Source organism: Streptomyces sp. NBC_00162, from assembly GCF_024611995.1.
Classification (GTDB): Bacteria; Actinomycetota; Actinomycetes; order Streptomycetales; family Streptomycetaceae; genus Streptomyces.
The window spans coordinates 821,472-837,754 of the sequence record NZ_CP102509.1; the positions used below are offsets into that span (position 1 = coordinate 821,472).

The 16,283-nt window shown below is 69.2% G+C and carries 16 protein-coding genes and 1 pseudogene; 9 read left to right on the plus strand and 8 right to left on the minus strand.

The annotated features are described in order from the left end of the window. Positions 1-17: 17 nt before the first annotated feature. Positions 18-1,244, minus strand: coding sequence for a winged helix DNA-binding domain-containing protein (locus JIW86_RS04500; RefSeq protein WP_257552610.1), 1,227 nt, complete (start codon positions 1,242-1,244; stop codon positions 18-20). A 349-nt stretch (positions 1,245-1,593) separates the two neighbouring features. Here JIW86_RS04500 and JIW86_RS04505 point away from each other — a divergent pair, with 349 nt between their 5' ends. After that, a complete protein-coding gene (locus JIW86_RS04505) occupies positions 1,594-2,163 on the plus strand; it encodes a DUF3558 domain-containing protein (protein WP_257552611.1) in 570 nt (189 codons plus the stop codon). 34 nt (positions 2,164-2,197) lie between these two features. Here the strand turns inward: JIW86_RS04505 and JIW86_RS04510 are convergent, their stop codons facing one another. Continuing rightward, positions 2,198-3,388, minus strand: a complete 1,191-nt coding sequence (locus JIW86_RS04510) for a cytochrome P450 (protein WP_257552612.1) — start codon at positions 3,386-3,388, stop codon at positions 2,198-2,200. A gap of 183 nt (positions 3,389-3,571) precedes the next feature. Between JIW86_RS04510 and JIW86_RS04515 the strand changes: the two genes are divergently transcribed. Beyond that, on the plus strand, positions 3,572-4,246 hold the full coding sequence (locus JIW86_RS04515) for a GbsR/MarR family transcriptional regulator (protein WP_257552613.1): 675 nt from the start codon (positions 3,572-3,574) through the stop codon (positions 4,244-4,246). 37 nt (positions 4,247-4,283) lie between these two features. On the opposite strand, the gene JIW86_RS04520 is transcribed toward JIW86_RS04515, so the two are convergent. From JIW86_RS04520 to JIW86_RS04530, 3 genes are all read right to left on the minus strand, one after another. After that, complete coding sequence (locus JIW86_RS04520; RefSeq protein WP_257552614.1) at positions 4,284-5,396, minus strand: ABC transporter substrate-binding protein; 1,113 nt, start codon at positions 5,394-5,396, stop codon at positions 4,284-4,286. Between the two features lie 243 nt (positions 5,397-5,639). Continuing rightward, positions 5,640-5,852: a hypothetical protein gene (locus JIW86_RS41575; protein WP_322975487.1), complete on the minus strand. Its 213-nt coding sequence runs from the start codon at positions 5,850-5,852 to the stop codon at positions 5,640-5,642. Between the two features lie 171 nt (positions 5,853-6,023). Next, positions 6,024-6,275: an antitoxin MazE7 gene (locus tag JIW86_RS04530; protein ID WP_257552615.1), complete on the minus strand. Its 252-nt coding sequence runs from the start codon at positions 6,273-6,275 to the stop codon at positions 6,024-6,026. A 193-nt stretch (positions 6,276-6,468) separates the two neighbouring features. Between JIW86_RS04530 and JIW86_RS04535 the strand changes: the two genes are divergently transcribed. Next, positions 6,469-7,578, plus strand: a complete 1,110-nt coding sequence (locus tag JIW86_RS04535; protein WP_257552616.1) for a PP2C family protein-serine/threonine phosphatase — start codon at positions 6,469-6,471, stop codon at positions 7,576-7,578. 12 nt (positions 7,579-7,590) lie between these two features. Here JIW86_RS04535 and JIW86_RS04540 read toward each other — a convergent pair whose 3' ends face one another. Further along, complete coding sequence (locus JIW86_RS04540; RefSeq protein WP_257552617.1) at positions 7,591-8,163, minus strand: GNAT family N-acetyltransferase; 573 nt, start codon at positions 8,161-8,163, stop codon at positions 7,591-7,593. A gap of 47 nt (positions 8,164-8,210) precedes the next feature. Here JIW86_RS04540 and JIW86_RS04545 point away from each other — a divergent pair, with 47 nt between their 5' ends. The 6 genes from JIW86_RS04545 to JIW86_RS04570 all read left to right on the plus strand — a co-directional run bounded on the left by JIW86_RS04545 (position 8,211) and on the right by JIW86_RS04570 (position 12,962). Beyond that, positions 8,211-8,798: a TetR/AcrR family transcriptional regulator gene (locus tag JIW86_RS04545; protein ID WP_257552618.1), complete on the plus strand. Its 588-nt coding sequence runs from the start codon at positions 8,211-8,213 to the stop codon at positions 8,796-8,798. A gap of 212 nt (positions 8,799-9,010) precedes the next feature. Beyond that, a complete protein-coding gene (locus JIW86_RS04550) occupies positions 9,011-9,241 on the plus strand; it encodes a response regulator transcription factor (protein ID WP_215149740.1) in 231 nt (76 codons plus the stop codon). Positions 9,242-9,602: 361 nt separating this feature from the next. Beyond that, positions 9,603-10,793: a DUF11 domain-containing protein gene (locus JIW86_RS04555; RefSeq protein WP_257552619.1), complete on the plus strand. Its 1,191-nt coding sequence runs from the start codon at positions 9,603-9,605 to the stop codon at positions 10,791-10,793. A gap of 369 nt (positions 10,794-11,162) precedes the next feature. Then, entirely contained in the window at positions 11,163-11,474 is a 312-nt protein-coding gene (locus JIW86_RS04560; RefSeq protein WP_257552620.1) for a hypothetical protein, read from the plus strand. A gap of 42 nt (positions 11,475-11,516) precedes the next feature. Then, positions 11,517-11,696 (plus strand): hypothetical protein, encoded by a 180-nt coding sequence (locus tag JIW86_RS04565; RefSeq protein WP_257552621.1) that lies wholly within the window; start codon positions 11,517-11,519, stop codon positions 11,694-11,696. A gap of 147 nt (positions 11,697-11,843) precedes the next feature. Beyond that, a complete protein-coding gene (locus JIW86_RS04570) occupies positions 11,844-12,962 on the plus strand; it encodes a glycosyltransferase (RefSeq protein WP_257552622.1) in 1,119 nt (372 codons plus the stop codon). A 102-nt stretch (positions 12,963-13,064) separates the two neighbouring features. On the opposite strand, the pseudogene JIW86_RS04575 reads toward JIW86_RS04570, so the two are convergent. Together JIW86_RS04575 and JIW86_RS04580 are read right to left on the minus strand one after the other, a co-directional pair. Further along, positions 13,065-14,545, minus strand: a pseudogene (locus tag JIW86_RS04575) (ATP-binding protein). Continuing rightward, complete coding sequence (locus JIW86_RS04580; RefSeq protein ID WP_257552623.1) at positions 14,542-16,218, minus strand: FAD-dependent oxidoreductase; 1,677 nt, start codon at positions 16,216-16,218, stop codon at positions 14,542-14,544. Before JIW86_RS04580 ends, JIW86_RS04575 begins: the two are co-directional and overlap by 4 nt. Positions 16,219-16,283 lie beyond the last annotated feature (65 nt).

The window sequence follows — 16,283 nt, forward strand, 5'->3', positions numbered from 1 at the left end:
CGAGGGCGAAGGTGAGGTCAGCGTGTCTCGTCGTCGAACGTGACCTGCACCCCCGACGCACCGCGCAGCTCGGCGACGTGATCGGCCTCTTCGCGTAGTTGTTTGCGGAGCTCAGTGCTCAGCGACCGGAATGTCTCGACCGTCAGCGCCAGTTGGCGACCGCTCTTGCGCGGCCGCCAGATTCCGGCGATCGTTCCGTCGGCCAGTACCGCGCCGGGCTCACCGACGGATTTCCATACGTGGCGATGGTGCTTCTTGTCGACGATGGTTTCCCGATCACGCATCTGCGTATAGGGGTCGCGTGGCGGCAGAAGCCGCACCCCGCGCGTTTCGGACGGCGATTGCAGGGCTTCCCGATCGTCGGCGAGGATCCACGCCCGGTGGCCGTCGAATTCGACGGGGATAAGCTCGTCCTCCAGGGTGGTCCACCACGGGTCTACGTCACCGGCGTGAACACCGACCCAGGTGGCGAAATCCCTGCGGGTGGACGGGCCGTAGCAGTGCAGGTAGCGACGCAGCAGGCCGGCGCGGGCGCTGTCCGGGTCGACCTGCGGCAGGGGGCGGCCCAGCCATTCGTCGAACAGGACGAACGGGGCCTTGTTCTCGCTGCGCGGCGCGATGCAGACGACGCCGCGCAGCATCAGCATCCGGATGCAGAAGTGCACGACGGCCTCGCCCAGCGGCTGGTTCGCGCCGTAGGGGCCCTTCGCCTGCCAGGTCTTGCGTTGGGCAGGTGACAGTCTGCCCGCGATACGATCGGCCAGTTCTTCCCCGAGTTCGTTGATCGCCAGCTGTCGCTCCGACAACACGGCCCCGATCTCCTCGGCGGTGATCTCGACCGCCTCGTCCAAACCCATCCCGAGCTTGTTCAGCGCCTGATCGATGCCGCTGATCAGATGCAGTCGCGCCGCCTCGGTGGCCGGCAGCACGCCAGTGGTGAAGACAGGTGCGTCGACGGTCGGGAAATAGAAGGGCGCGCCGCGCATGCACCAGGTCTGCAACAGGCTCTTCTCCTCGCCGACGAGGTGGTCGACACGGTCTGGATTCACTTCCTCGATGCGGGAGTGCAGCGCGAGCAGCGCCGAACCCGGCGGACTGTTCTGAATGCCGCACGCACCCGCCACCCGGTGCAGGTCGGCGACCGGTTGCCGGTTCGTGAGATGGTGCGCGTTCAGTCGAAACGCGATGACGTCGCTGGTTCGCACCTCGGCGGCGGTGCCGCCGGTGCTCTTGCGAGCCGTCATTGATCGCCTCCTGTCGAGTGAGCCCGAAGAGCGGAGTCACACTTGACGGACGTCACCACGTCGGCGGAGGCGTCGGGTTCACCAGTGCGAGCGGCGGTGCCCGGGGCGGGGCGGAACCGGCGCCGGGCTATCGCGGCGGCGGGCCGTGGCGAGGCCGCCGCCGGGTGAATGCTCTCCACCCGCCCATGGAAACACGCCGCCCGTATGCCGCCCTTGCCATCGGCAAACCTGTTTTCCTGCCCGGCCGGTCGTTCACCCTTCGGAGTGGCAGATCGTCCGGACCGCTTCCACCAGCGGGCACGTTCGGTAGTTTCCCCTGCACTGGTGCCGTGGTGGGGAGTGGTGGGAGATGCGGGTGGCGTCGGCGGCCGGGCTGGCCATCGCCTTGATGGTGGCCCTGTCGGGTTGCGGAAGCGAAGTGGGAAGCGGCGCGGCGGGACCCGACCGGGACGTCCCGCTGAAGGAGCGGACGAGCATCGCGCAGTTCGACGTCCCGCCGCTGCCGGTGGAGAAGGCCAAGCCGTGTGACCTGATCCGGCCGAAGGGCGAGGAGGAACTCGGGCTGGTCCCGCCCGACTCGATGCGGGCATGGGCGCCGCGCGGGGGCATGGCCCAGACGCCGACCAGCTGTTTCTGGCACAACCGCGTGAGCGAGGCGGTGGACCTCCGGGTACACCGGAAGCCGGAGAACGACAAGGACAACGCCATCCGCTTCGCCCTGATGGACGAGCACGTCGACCTGATCATGGGGTATCCGGCGGGCATGCTGCCCATCAGCTCATACTCCTGCACCGTCACTGTGGGCGTCTCCGACACCCACTACCTCACCTTCCAAGTCCAGTCGAGGAACCGGGCCGGGGCCTGCGCACTGGGCGTCCGGGCGGCCCAGGAGGCCCTTCGCAACATGCCCGCCCGCTGAGCCGCCCTAGGGCTGTCCCGCACCGGGTTGGCGGTCACACGTCCCAGGTGACCGGGAGGCTCTTCACCCCGTAGATGTCCGCGGTCTCCGGGCGCAGGCCGACTTCTTCGGCCGGTACGGCCAGGCGCAGCGTGGGGAAGCGGTTGAGCAGCGCGGAGAACGCGATCCGCATCTCGGCGCGGGCCAGCTGCTGGCCCAGGCACAGGTGGGTGCCGTGGCCGAAGGCCAGGTGTCCGCCGTCCTGCCGGTGGAGGTCGAGCAGGTGGGGATCGGTGAAGCGGTCGGGGTCGCGGTTGGCGGTGTTGTACGACAGGACGACCGTCGTGCCGGCCTTGATCGTCTGGCCGCCCAGCTCGACGTCCACCAGCGCCGTCCTCATGAACGTCTTGGCGACGCTCAGATACCGCAGCAGTTCTTCCACGGCCCGGTCGGCGAGCGCGGGGTCGGCGCGCAGCGCGGCCAGTTGCGCCGGGTTCTGGAGCAGCGCGAAGGTGCCAAGGCCCAGCATGTTCGCGGTGGTGTCGAACCCGGCCGCCAGCAAAATCAGGCTGATCCCCTTCAGCTCCTCATCCGTCAGATCGCTGTCGGTGAGCTCGCTGAGCACGTCGTCGGTGGGGTTCGCACGCTTGGCGGCCACCAGCTCCGCGAGGTACTGCTGGGTCGCGGTGTAGGCCGCGATCAGCTCCTCCTCGCTCGGCTCCCCGTTCATGAACGAGTCGATCTGCTCCTGGAAGGAGTCCCTGTCCTCGTACGGCACCCCCAGCAGCTCACAGATGATGATGGTGGGGATGGGCTTGGCGAACGCGGTCACCAGGTCCGTCGGCGGGCCGGCCTTCTCCATGGCGTCCAGGCAGTTGGTGGTGATCTGCTCGATGCGCTCGGTGAGCAGTCGCATCCGCCGTGCGGTGAACTTGCCCACCAGCGGTTTCCGGTAGCGCCCGTGCTGTGGTTCGTCCATGAGGAGGAACTCGCCGGGCGGCGCCGGCGGGATCTCGAAGTCGACCACGTTCAGGAGCTCTTTGCGCGAGCTGAACCGCGGGTCGGCCAGGACCGACCTGACCAGGTCGTATCCGGTGATCATCCAGCCGGGTTTTCCGCCGGGATGGGTGTAGCGGCTGATGGGCCCGTGCAGGCGGGCGTCGATCAGCTCTGCCGGCGGGTCGAAGGGGCAGCCGGGCGGGCGCGCCGTCGGCAGCGTCGTGACGGTGTGGAGGGATTCACCCATGTCCATTCCTCATCTCGCGACCTTGCATGTTTGACACTTCCTGAAAGCTACGTTGCGTTCATAATTCCGTCAATCGACTGAAGGGCATAAGCCCAGGTACATGGCGGTAAATTGATGCAATGACGGTGAGAGTAAATGCAATGCTGCATTGCAATGAATGGCAGTGAAGGCAATACTGGCGGCATGCCCGGAGGACGATTGACCCAGCAGGACCGCCAGCGCATCGCGGCCGGACTCGGCAGCGGGCTCTCCTACGCCGAGATCGCCAGACAGCTCGACCGGCCGACCTCGACGATCAGCCGTGAGGTCGCACGCAACGGCGGCCCCGGCGGCTACCGACCTCAGCAGGCGCACCAGGCGACGGTCCAGCGGGCACAGCGCGGCACACCTGCTCCCCCGCGCGCGGCCGGAGCGCCGGGTGGCCCGATGGAAGAGGAGATCATCGAGCTGGCGGTCAGGTCGGGGCTTCCGAGGATGACCGCGCGCGTGCACGTCGACCTGTTGCTGTCCGAGAACGGCAGGCGGACCGCAGCCGAGCTGACCCGCAGACTGAGGGTCAGCCCGGCCTCCGTCTCCGTGGCCGTGAACTTCCTAGTCCAGCAGGGGTACGTCCGGCGCGAGCGCGATCCGCAGCGCCGTCGCGACATCTACGTGGTCGACGACGACGCCTGGTACCACTCGATCGTGATCAGCTCACGGCAGACGCTCGCGTCGGCGCAGGCCGCGATGGCGGCGGCCGAAACGCTCGGGCCGGACACGCCCGTGGGGCAGCGGCTGGCCAAGGTGGGGACGTTCCTGGAGCGAGTCATCGAGGACATGATGGAGTCGGCCGACCGCTGGCGCGCCCTCCTGAAGTGATGGTGGCCGCCACCCGACCTCTCTCCTAACTCGAGGCTCAGCCGGTGTGAAGGATCCGAAAGCGGTCGGGGTCCGCCGGATCTCGGTCAACGACTTGGACCGGCGTCCAAGCCCATTGCCACACGCTGATGCCAGGCGTGCGGGAGAAATGAATCTTCCCGCGGGTGCCTTCGACTGCAACGCGCGCCCAGGATTCGGCGATGCGCGCCCGGTCCGCGCCCTGAGAACGCAGCACATCGGCGAGGACGGTGACCGTGTCGTAGCCCTCGAACGCGACGAAGGAGGGCGCTTCGGCCAGCCGCTCGCGCAGGGCCGTCTCGACTCGTGCACCGAGTGGGCTGAGGCGCTCGGGCAGGTAGCGCAAGAACGGGACCGCGGCACTGTCGTCGCCCAGCAGGGTCGCCCATTCGGCGAACTCCGGTTGCCCGGCCGGAGCACCGATCATGATCTCGGCGAGGCGCTGGTCGCGGCGGACGGACTTGACGATCGACACCGCCGGCTCCGGATGGCCGACCAGGAGAAGGAGGGCTGTCGCGCGATGGGTGACGAGTTCGTCGCAGAGGGCGGTGGGGGTGAGCTCGCGCATGTCGAGTTCGATGACGGTGCCGCCGCGTGGAGCGAGGTAGTCCCGCAGAATGCGGGCCCCCGATGCCCAGTAGACACTCGGCGCGGCTGCTACGGCGATTCGAGTGTGGCCCGAGCCGAGGAGGAAGTCTGCGTAGATCTGCCAGCCGTGGGACTGCGCCGGGGCGAGGCGCGCGACCCATTGCGTCGGCTGATCGGTGAGCCCGTCGAGCACCGCTGACGAGCAGAGGAACGGCAGGCCGAGGGCGTCGGCCCTGGCGGCAGCGGCGCGAGCGACGACGCTGTGATACTCCCCCGCCAAGGCAGCCACGCCCAGGCCGGCCAATTCGTCTACGGCCGCCGCGGCCCTCTGTGGATCAGCCGCGGTGTCTCGGACCACCAGCTCGAGTGGTCTTCCGAGGATCCCGCCGGCGTCATTGACCTCGCGAACGGCCAACTCGAGTCCAGCGAGCAAGTGTTGGCCTGCCCCGACCCAGCCAGGCCGAGTCAGCGGGACGAGAGCGCCGATCTGGACGGATGATCCGTCAGTCCGCTCCGCTTCAGGTGACGATGGTGGCGTATTCATGCGTTGGCGTCTCCCGTGTGACGGTTCGGTCGCGGTCTGCCCGGATCGCGACGGCCATTGCATCCACCACCATCCCCAACAGGCAACCGGATATTCGTTCGTCGGGCTGCCAGGCTTCAAGAAACCGTTGCGGCCTCACGGGATCAACCGGCCGGAATCCGATCAGCCTTCGGCCGCGCCCACGCCACAGGCCACGAGCCACGAGCCACGAGCCACAGGCCACAGCCTTGACGTCGCAACGGCCTACGCGGACACGCGCCAGGACCGGAGTCGATCAGCGATGTCGTACGCGTCCAGGCGCAGCGCGCGGATGTCGTTGATGAGGTCGCGCCACAACTCGTACGTGGTGTCCACTCGTTCACCGGACGCTTCCAGGTAGGCGACGGCAACGCCGTAGCCGTACGCCTCGTTGCGGGCGGGGAGCGGGCGCAGCAGTACGCACTCATCCAGGAACACGGCGGCGCGCCAGAAGGGGTCCGGGTCGGTCTGGTCCAGGCGGGGGTGTTCACCCGGTGCCGGGCTGCCATGCCGACGAGCACGGACAGATCGTTGACGGTGAGGTCAGTGCGCAGGATGTCTTCCTGTCGTGCCAGGAGCCATCGGTAGTCGACGAGCAGCTCCACAGGGTCAGGCCGCCCGCGGGGGCTGGTGGGCGGCGGCCGGCGGGAGCCCGCCGAAGTCTGCATCGAACCGGTCCAGGATGCCCGGCTCGCCGATGAGGCGGCGGAACGCGGCCGTCGCGGTGTCGAGGAGCTTCTCGTGCTCCTTCTCGGCGGCCACCTGGGCGAGGTAGTCCTTCATGGACATGCCCGCGCTGTCGGCCAGGGCCTTGAGGCGGTCCCGCGTGACATCGTCGATCTTGACGCTGGTGTCTGCCATGCTTCGAGTATGCCGAGTGGTACGCCACCGCCGCTACCCGTCCCCTGATCGCTGTGTGTGGGGGCGTAGCGCCGTGCAGGGTCGTTGGTCACCGGGTTCCTGGGAGGCCGCGACGGCTCCCGCGAGGCAGGCTGTTCCCATGGGGTCACATCCTCGCTCGCCTTTTCGGCCAGGATCGTCGTCTCGAACAGGAGTGGGCGGCCACAGTCAGATCCTGTTCACACTGGCGAAATGCGCACCCTTCGCGATCGCGCTGGGTGTACTGGGTGTCGAGCTCTCGCCCGCTCACGATCTGGTCACCGGCCCCGTCCTGACCACGACGCCGGCTCTGGCCGCGCTGACGATGGGCCCGGTCGGCACACTGTCCGCGGCAGTCCTCGCCGCGTGTGTGAACGCGACCTCCGCGACCTACAACCACTCGTGGGGAACCCAGACCCAGCTGATCTTCGGCAACTTCCTGGGGATCATCGTGGTGTCCGTGGCCAGTGTCATCCTGAGCAACGCCGTGCGCATGCGCAGGCAGAGCGAGCTCGACCAGGTCCGCAAGATCGCGGTGGCCGCTCAGGAAGTCGTCCTGCGGCCCGTCCCCGAGCTCCTGGGCCCGGTACGGGCCGCCAGTCTGTGCCTCGCGGCAGGGACAGGGGCGCAGATAGGCGGCGATCTGTACGAGGCCGTGCAGACGCGCTACGGCGTCCGCCTGATCGTGGGGGACGTCCGGGGGAAAGGACTGTCCGCCATACGCGCGGTCGCCGTGACGTTGGGCGCGTTCCGCGAGGCCGTTCACTACGAGGCCGAACTGCAGGAGGTCATGAACCATTGCGCGGCCGCCCTGCGGCGAGAGTCCGCCGTACCGGGCACCTACTCCCAGGCAGAACTTCCCGAAGTCCTCCTGGAGGGATTCACCACCGCGCTCATCGCCCAGGTGCCGGGCGAACAGGTGGTGCAACTGGTCAACCGCGGCCATCCCCCTCCGCTGGTGCTCCACCAGGGCGCGATTCAGACCCTGATGCCCAGCTCACCACTGCCGCCGCTCGGCCTCGAAGACCTCGTCGCAGGCCCTCCCCCCAAGCCCGAGAGCCACCCGTTCCTGCCGGGCGACCGCCTGCTGCTCTACACGGACGGTGTCATCGAAGCCCGCAACCGTGACAACGACTTCTTCCCTCTGCCGGAGACCATGGAGCACATTCCCGCCGGCACCTCCCCACAGGAGTTCCTGGACGAGCTCCACCGGGCATTGATCCGCCACGCCGAGGGGCGCCTGACGGATGACGTGGCGATGATCCTCATCGACCGGCTCGCGTGAACCCGGCCGCCGCTATTGCGACGGCACGGTCTGTCCGCGGTGGGCTCGCCATTCGGGGGCGAGGACGGCCCAGACCTGCTTGTCGTGGCGGACGCCGCCGAAGGGCCAGGCCTCACGTCGCACGCCTTCCAGGGTCATGCCGAGCCGCCGGGCCACCGCAGCGCTGCGCTCGTTGTCGGCCCGGCAGTGCCACTCGGCGCGGTGCAGGCCCCGGTCGGTCAGGGCCCAGTCCAGCAGCACCGTGCATGCCTCGGTGACCAGCCCGTGGCCCTCTGCGGCCGGCTCCAGCCAGCAGCCGACCTCGCAGGCTCCCCCGGCCGCGTCGAAGGCAGTGAACATGACACCGCCGACGAGGGTGTCGTCCGCGCTCCAGATACCGAAGAGGCGGGCACCGTCCGCCGCCTGAAGCTCGGCGTACCGCAGGAGCGTGCCGCGCGCCCCGTCGACGCCCTCGGTGACGAACCCGGCGCCGACCCACGGCCGGATGTGCTCGCGCGCCCGGTCCAGGTGGGTGGCGAACTGCTCGGCATGCCGTAGCTCGAGCGGGCGGAGACGGGCGCCGTCCCGCAATGGGAGGGAGAACATCGTGACCTCATTCACACAACGACTGTTATGGCTATTACCGTAGCACCATGCCACGCACCAAGGGAGATCACGAAGCCCGCCGCCGCGACGTCTCGGAGGCCGTCTGGCGCGTGCTGTCGGCGCACGGCTTCGGCGGGCTGACGATGCGCGCCGTCGCCACCGAACTCGGCGCCACGACCGGTCTGCTCACCCACTACTTCGCCACCAAGCGCGACCTGGTCGCGTACGCCCTCGACCTGCTCGCCCAGCGGACCGCCGCGCGGCCACGGCAGAGCGGCGGCCAGGGCCGTGCCGCCCTGCGGACCGCCCTGCTCGGCATCCTCCCACTTACCGCCGAGGCCACCACGAGCAACCGCATCTGGGTGTCCTCCTGGGACACCGCCCTGGCCGACCCGGCCCTGAGCGCGGATCACGCCGCCCGGTACGCGCAGGGCCGCGACCGGCTGGCCAAACTGGTCACAGCCGGGCAGGAGCGCGGAGAACTGCCTGCCGGCGACCCGGAGCGCATCGCGGCCGGCGCCCAGTCCTTCGTGCTCGGACTGACGGTGCAGGCCCTGCTCGACCCCGCGGCGTTCCCACCCGTGCGGCAGACCGAGCTCCTCGACGACTACCTGGACTCACTGAGCAGCTCGTGACGATGAAACTGCGGGCGCACCAGCGTGAGGCCGTCGCCCGACATCACGGCACGATCGCGCAGAGCGCCTTGTCACACGCCTGTGACAGTCGGCGGACACTCTCGCGAAGCCGCCCGGCCAGGCTCTTAAACAGGAGACAAAAGGGGCATTGAGCCCGCTGCTTCCGAGGGTGCGAGCAGTGATGACCGAGCCGATCCGGCGGAGGAAATCGCATGAGCCTCACACTGACCATGCCGCACACCCAGGCCCCCGCAGCCGCGCTGGCCCCGCGTGAGAAGGAGGCCCTGCGACACATCGCCGCAGGCCGCACCTATCTGCAGACGGCCCGCCACATGGGACTGTCCAAGCACACCGTCGACGCCTACCTCCGCCGCATCCGCGCCAAGCTGAACGCCCACAGCACTGCCGAGCTGACCCGGCTGGCCATCGCCCTGGGACTGTGACCCTCGGCCATGTACTCGACACACCACGTCACCGCACCGGGCCTGCCGCCAGGCTGAGCGGCGCAAGCCGGCCGGATGCGCCCGCGGCACTGTCCGGGCGGACATTCTGATGATCTGAAAGAAGTGGCCCAGGGATTGTCCTGGTGCATTGGAGCGAACTCCACTCCGAAGCCCGAGCCGTGATATCCGACCCGACATCCCTTGTGCTGATCTTTCTCCGTCACATCCGGCACACACTGCGGGCCTCCACCATGGGGCCCTGTCCGTCTTGAACGGTGAAAGGTGCATGTTCGTGATTCGAGGAACAAAAAGGCCGAACCACGGAAAGCGGCGGCTGCGCGCGCTTTCCGCGCTGGGCGCGGTGGGTATCGTCGCAGGGCTCGCTACCAGCCTGCCGGCGTCACCGGCCGGTGCCGTCCCCGCCCCTGCGGCGGCTGTCGCGCAGCAGCAGCCCGACGGGAATCCCATTGCGTGCGACGGGCAGGTCTACGTCTCGTTCGGCGACCCGGACCAGCTCTACACCGCCGACAGAGGGCCCGGAACGGTCCAGTTCACGCCGCTGGGCAACCCAACACCGTTCCTCTACAACGCCATCGGCGTGAACCCGCACGATCGCTTCCTCTACGGGACCACCTTCGGCAACGCGAACAACGACCTGGTCCGCTTCGACGGCAATGGAGACTTCACCAACCTTGGTGCCATTGCCGGACTGCCGCCCGCCGTCTACATCTCGGGAACGTTCGACAAGGACGGCAACTACTACGTCCTGGCCGACAATACGGGTGAGATCTACCAGATCGACGTCACCTCCCGCTCGGTCACGAATGTCATCAACGTCCCGGCGCTGGCCGACCCGGAACTCGATGTCTTCGACATCGCATTCCGTGACGGATTCCTGTGGGGCTCGACCGACTCGGGCGCCATCACCCGGATCGACATCGCCGATGAAAGCGTGGACTTCTTCCCGGGTGTCCTTCCGGGGGGTGAGGACTTCGGCGGCGTCTTCACGTACGGCAACGGCGATCTCGGATTCTTCCGCAATTCCGGACAGCTCATCCGGGTACACGTGAAGAACGCGACCGGTTCCAACCCGTCGTTCTCCGTGCTGTCGACGCAGACCACGACCCCGGCGACGAACCTCGACGCCACCTCCTGCTTCCTCGACTCGTCCGCCGACCTGGCGGTGCGCAAGCACGGCACCAAGCGCGTCGAGGTGGGCGGCGAAGTCACCTACCGCATCACCGTGAAGAACGAAGGGAAGGGCGACGGCTCCTCCGGCTGGTCGCTGACCGACGACCTCCCGGCGAAGATCCTGTCGCCCACCACGCCGACCGAGGGGTGCGAGATCACCAACGGCCTCCTCTCCTGCACGGGTGGTCCGCTGGCGAACGGCCACAGCGCGGAGATCGAGGTGACCGGCACCGCGGCCAACGTTCTGAAGCCCACCACCGTGAAGAACACCGCCAGGGTGTTCGGTGACGACGCAGACCCGCGCAAGGGCAACAACACGGACACCGCGTTCACCCACGTCAAGCCGGGGAACAGCGACTAGCCCGCTTCACCTTGCCGACCGGGGTCCCTTTCAGGGGCCCCGGTCGTGCTCGGCGTGGGAGAGGCATCTGTCTAAGGGCTGGAGGAGGGCCCGCCGGGGAAGCCGAAGGCGGGAGGCAGGGCCTGGTTGGTCGCGAAGCGGATGAAGGCCTCGGGCTTGTGGGCAAAAGCCGGCACTTGCCGGATGTCCCGGTGAGGGAGTCCCCCGTGAGGATCGTGGCCAGCGCCAGCCTGGCCACCGCGGTCGCCGCGGCCAGCGGACGTAACGCCGGGCGCAGCACGAGGCCTTGGCCTGCTGCCACAGCTGCCCGCCAGAACGCGCCGCGCGCGCCGGGGTGTTCGGGCCTGCTCCTTCCCATGTGAGTGCTCCATGGGCTTGTTCGGCTGTCTGGCGGGCGCGGTGCAGGAGCTCGTCGGCATCGTGCTGGGCCTGAGCGCGTACGCGTACGGCTTCGGCTTCCACAGCGGCATCGTCCAGAGTCTGCCGCACGGTGGCGCGGAAGCGAGTGCGGGGGCGGCCCGAAACCCCGCTGCCGGCGGATCCGGATCCCCGGGTGTGGTGACGACCCGGACGAATTCGAGCAGTGCCTCGAGGGAGGCGAACCGCTTGCCGGCCAGCATCTCGTTGAGTCCGGCCTTCGTCAGCTTCGGTCTGACCGAGGCACTGACCATGGTCGCGTAGGACGGCGCGCCGTTGGCGATGTGGAGCCGGTTCAGCTCCTGCGTGAACTCGCGCAGCGCGTCTCCGAACGCGGCGAACCGGCACGAACACCGCGACGGCATCGTGCTGATCACCCTCCTCGGCACCTGCGCAGGCATCTACCTCGCCGTGGGGGACGCCGGATTCGCCGGCGTCATCAGTGCCGTCGGCGGCCTCTACGGCACCTGGCGCATGCGCCGTTGACTGACCGGTGGACCCGACCGGCCCGGCAGAACCCGTCGGGATTGGCCGAAATTCGTTTACCTCGGTGGAAATTGACGGAGCCGCAAATACGTTCGACGGTCTGTCAGAAGAATCAAGGAGTTCTGGTTCCACCCGAGGAGTAACACCGTGCGCATCCTGTTCACCGGCCCCGCTTCGGCGGGCCACCTGTTCCCGATGGTGCCGACCGCGCAGGCACTCCAGACCGCCGGGCACCAGGTGCTGTTCGCCGGTTCGGCCCCGCTCGAGCAGCTTCGGCAGTCCGGCCTGCCCACCGTCGAGATCGGCGACGGCTCGACGCTGATGGAGGCTTTCCGGCGCGCCTCGGACGGCATCGATCCGCAGTTCGTCACAGACGGCAACAGCCCGGAGAACGCCGAGCGGCTGGCCGCAGCCGGTTTCGCCGAACACAGCCGGGTCACCATCGACGACCTGCTCGCGGTCGCCACCGCCTGGCGGCCGGACATCATCGTCCACGCCGCCTTCCAGGGCGCCGCACCACTGGTCTCGGCCGCACTCGGCATACCCGCCGTAGTGCACAACTTCGGCGTGATGTCCGGCTTCAGCATGGTCGGCAGGCTCGCTGGCCTCCTGGCGGACGAATACCAGGCCCGCGAGATCGAAGGCCCGGCCACCCGCACCGTCCTCGACGTCGTACCCGCCTCCCTCGGCGGAGACGGCACCGGCTGGCGGGTCCGCTACGTCCCGTACAACGGCGGCGGCACGGTGCCCGGCGATCTCATAGCCCGTGGCTCGCGGCCCCGGATCGCCGTCACCCTCGGGACAGTGGTGACCACGTACGCGGGCGTCGGCCCGGTCGCCCGGCTGATCGCCGAGGCCGCCTCCGTCGACGCCGAGTTCCTGCTCGCCGTCGGCGACACCGACCTGAGCGCGCTCGGAACCCTTCCCGCCAATGTCCGTCCCCTGCCCTGGGTGCCGCTGGCCCAACTGCTGGACACCGCCGACGCGGTCGTGCACCACGGCGGCGCCGGCACCATGCTCACCGCCGCCGCCCGGGGCGTCCCCCAGTTGATCCTCCCGCAGGGCGCCGACCACTTCATCAACGTCGATGCCGCGACGGGCCTGGGCTTCGCCCTCCGTGCGAGTGGTGACAGCGTGGACGCAGCCCTGCTCAGCCGCCTCCTCACGGACGAAGACCTCCGCAAGGCCGCCGCTGCCACCCAGGCCGACATCACCGCACTCCCCTCCCCCACCGACCTCGTCGCTTCCTTCGAGGCCCTCAGGTAGGCAGCGGTGGCCCCAGGGGCGCGGAGAACTGCGCGACCAACCGCGCACGGCGGTGCATGGTTGGCAGCACGGCTCCCCGCGCCCCTGGGATGCCCAGTACGGTCATACGGGCTCTTCGGCGGTCTCGGTCTCGGTTCCGGGCGCTGTCTCGGGTCCCGGGGCGGTCAGCGGCAGCAGCACCTGGAAACGGGTGTCGCCCGGTTCGGACTCGACCTGGAGGCTGCCGTGGTGCTTGTTGACGACGATCCGCCAGGAGATGTCCAGGCCGAGACCAGTGCCCTCGCCGACGGGCTTGGTGGTGAAGAACGGATCGAAGATGCGGCTGCGGATGTCCGCCGGGATGCCGGGCCCGGTGTCTCGGAACTCCACCAGCAGCCGGTCCCCTTCCCGTGCCGTGCGGACCGTCAGCGTGCCGTCGCGGCCGGTGCTCCCGATGGCGAAGACGGCGTTGTCGATGAGGTTGGTCCACACCTGATTCAGCTCCGCCGGGTAGGCGGGCACATCCGGCACGGAGCGGTCGTAGTCCTTGACCACCCGGACCCGCGGGCCGATCTTGCCGGACAGCATCAGCAGGGTGCTGTCGAGGAGTTCGTGGACGTCGACGACCCGGTGCGGGGCGCGGTCGAGCTGCGAGTACTGCTTGGCGGCGTCCACGAGGTGGGAGATGCGGGTGGTGGAGTCGTCGATCTCGTCCATCAGCAGCTCGGTCTCGACGGTGTAGTTGAGCCAGCCGATCGCTCCCGGGAGGATGTCCTCGGCCACGGCCGCCGCGACCTGCTCCAGCCAGTCCGTGTCCAGCCCGGCCTGCACGAAGGTCGGTGCGATCCGCCAGCCCTCGGGGATGCCGTGGTCGTCGAGCCAGTCCGCGAGCTCGTCCTCCCGGTCGGACGCCTCCAGAGGACTCAACGCCGGTGCCTTCGCGACGCGTTCGGCGGTGCGCTCCTGGATCTCGATGAGGTCGGCGAGTGCCTCGCGGGAGTAGGGGCCATGCGCGATGACGGCCAACTTGTGCCGCATCTTGCCCACTCGTTCCCGCAGCGCCGCGGTGGCCCGGACGGCCGCCGCGGCCGGGTTGTTGAGCTCATGGGTGAGCCCCGCGGACAACGATCCGAGCGCCAGCAGCCGTTCGCGCTGTCCGATGGCCCGCTGGGTGTTCTTCGCGCCGAAGAAGAGCCCTTCCAGCAGGTGCGCGGCCATCGGGAACCATTCCTGCATGAAGTCCGCGAACGACTGCGCGGGCAGTACGAAGAACCGCGTCGGCTCGGTCACCCGCATCGAGTTGGTGTACGTCTGCGGCACCCGGTCGCCCAGGTAGGCCTGCATGGCCCCCGCGTACACCCCGCGCTGTGAGGTCCGGCTCACCTCCACGTCGTCGCCGCCGACCCGGCGGTACAGCACGACGGTGCCCTCGATCATCACGTAGAAGCAGGTCGCCGGGTCGCCCTCGGTGTACACCGGACCGGCCTCGAACCGCTCCACCCGCCCCTCGGCGCACAGCCGTCCGAGCTGCTCGGGGAGAGCTTTTCGAACAGGAACAGCGAGGCGATCTCCGGCGGGCTGCAGGGCATCGCCTGCCCGCTCATGACTGCTCCAGGTACCGGTGGACGAGCATGACGGCCATGGCTCCTTCTCCGACGGCGGACGCGACGCGCTTCGCGGACTCGGCGCGCGCGTCGCCCGCCACGAACACGCCGGGAATGTTGGTCTCCAGGTGGTAAGGCGGCCGGTCCAGCTCCCACTCGGCCGGCGGCCGGCCGTCCGGCGTGAGGTCCGGCCCGGCCAGGATGAAGCCGCGCTCGTCGCGCAGCACCGTGCCGTCCAGCCAGTCGGTCAGCGGAGCCGCGCCGATGAAGACGAACAGCCACTGTGCGTCGACGAGTTCGGTCCCGCCGCTCTCCACGTCCCGCAGCGTCAGCTGCTCCAGGTGCCCGTCGCCGTGGGCCGCCTCGACGACGGTCCGGGTCCGCACCGTGATGTTCGGCGTCTCCTCGATCTGCTGGATCAGGTAGTACGACATTGACGCCCTCAGGGACTCCCCGCGCACCAGCAGCGTGACCGACTTGGCGCCCCGCGCCAGGTACACCGCCGCCTGCCCGGCGGAGTTGGCGCCGCCCACGATGTACACGTCCTGCCCCTGGCAGGAGGACGCCTCGGTGAGCGCGGAGCCGTAGTACACCCCGCAGCCGGTCAGGTCGTCGCAGCCCGGTGCCTGGAGCTGCCGGTACGACACCCCGGTCGCCAGGATGACGCTGTGGGCGGTGACCGACGAGCCGTCGGAAAAGCGGACGACGCGCGCCGCGCCGTTGGCCTCCAGCCCCGTGACCTCGCGTGCGGTGAGGATCTCGGCGCCGAACCTGCCGGCCTGGCGGCGGGCGCGTTCGGTGAGCTGAGCGCCCGACACGCCGTCGGGGAAGCCCAGGTAGTTCTCGATGCGGGAGCTCTGCCCGGCCTGCCCGCCCGTCGCCGACCGCTCGACCAGCACCGTCCGCAGCCCCTCGGAGGCCCCGTACACGGCCGCGCCGAGCCCGGCCGGGCCGCCGCCGATCACGACGAGGTCGTAGAAGTCGGCGACCGGCGTCGTCGCGAGCCCCACGTGGGCAGCCAGGTCGGGCGCCTCCGGCTCGATCAGCACGGTGCCGTCCGGAGTGATCACCAGGGGCAGTCGCTGTCCGTCGGTCCCGGCCGCCTCCAGCAGTCGCCGTCCCTCGGGCTCGTCGGAGGAGTACCAGCGGTACGGCACTTGGTTGCGGGCCAGGAACTCCCGCACGTTCGAGGAACGCGCCGACCAGCGGTGCCCGACGACTTTGGTGGCGGGCACGGGCCGGTAGTCGCTGGAGCGCCAGGCCGTGAGCAGGTCGTCCACGACCGGGTAGAGCTTCTCCTCCGGCGGGTCCCACGGCTTGAGCAGGTAGTGGTCGAGGTCGACGACGTTGATCGCGTCAATCGCCGCGTTGGTGTCGGCGTACGCGGTCAGCAGCACGCGGCGCGCGCCCGGGTACACGTTGAGGGCCTGTTCGAGGAACTCGATGCCGTTCATCTGCGGCATGCGGTAGTCGGCCAGGATCACGGCCACCAGGTCGCCCCGCAGCTTCAACTCGCGCAGCGCCTCGAGTGCGGACTCGCCGGACTCGGCGCGCACGATCCGGTACCCGGCTCCGTAGCGGCGCCGCAGGTCACGGGCGACGGCACGGGAGACTCCCGGATCGTCGTCCACGGTCAGGATGACGGTCCGCGCTGTGTCGGCGACCTGTGCCATGCGTCTCCCACGACCGGCTTGGACCAGCGGCGCGGCGAGCCGCCCGCGCCGGTTCCCGCCCATCG

What these genes read in the sequence shown, in the direction of transcription:
- JIW86_RS04520 (WP_257552614.1), bottom strand. Translation starts at nt 5,396, where the DNA reads ATGAATACGCCACCATCGTCACCTGAAGCGGAGCGGACTGACGGATCA.
- JIW86_RS04500 (WP_257552610.1), bottom strand. Translation starts at nt 1,244, where the DNA reads ATGACGGCTCGCAAGAGCACCGGCGGCACCGCCGCCGAGGTGCGAACC.
- JIW86_RS04510 (WP_257552612.1), bottom strand. Translation starts at nt 3,388, where the DNA reads ATGGGTGAATCCCTCCACACCGTCACGACGCTGCCGACGGCGCGCCCG.
- JIW86_RS04545 (WP_257552618.1), top strand. Translation starts at nt 8,211, where the DNA reads ATGCCACGCACCAAGGGAGATCACGAAGCCCGCCGCCGCGACGTCTCG.
- JIW86_RS04530 (WP_257552615.1), bottom strand. Translation starts at nt 6,275, where the DNA reads ATGGCAGACACCAGCGTCAAGATCGACGATGTCACGCGGGACCGCCTC.
- JIW86_RS04505 (WP_257552611.1), top strand. Translation starts at nt 1,594, where the DNA reads ATGCGGGTGGCGTCGGCGGCCGGGCTGGCCATCGCCTTGATGGTGGCC.
- JIW86_RS04580 (WP_257552623.1), bottom strand. Translation starts at nt 16,218, where the DNA reads ATGGCACAGGTCGCCGACACAGCGCGGACCGTCATCCTGACCGTGGAC.
- JIW86_RS04550 (WP_215149740.1), top strand. Translation starts at nt 9,011, where the DNA reads ATGAGCCTCACACTGACCATGCCGCACACCCAGGCCCCCGCAGCCGCG.
- JIW86_RS04560 (WP_257552620.1), top strand. Translation starts at nt 11,163, where the DNA reads ATGGGCTTGTTCGGCTGTCTGGCGGGCGCGGTGCAGGAGCTCGTCGGC.
- JIW86_RS04540 (WP_257552617.1), bottom strand. Translation starts at nt 8,163, where the DNA reads ATGTTCTCCCTCCCATTGCGGGACGGCGCCCGTCTCCGCCCGCTCGAG.
- JIW86_RS04515 (WP_257552613.1), top strand. Translation starts at nt 3,572, where the DNA reads ATGCCCGGAGGACGATTGACCCAGCAGGACCGCCAGCGCATCGCGGCC.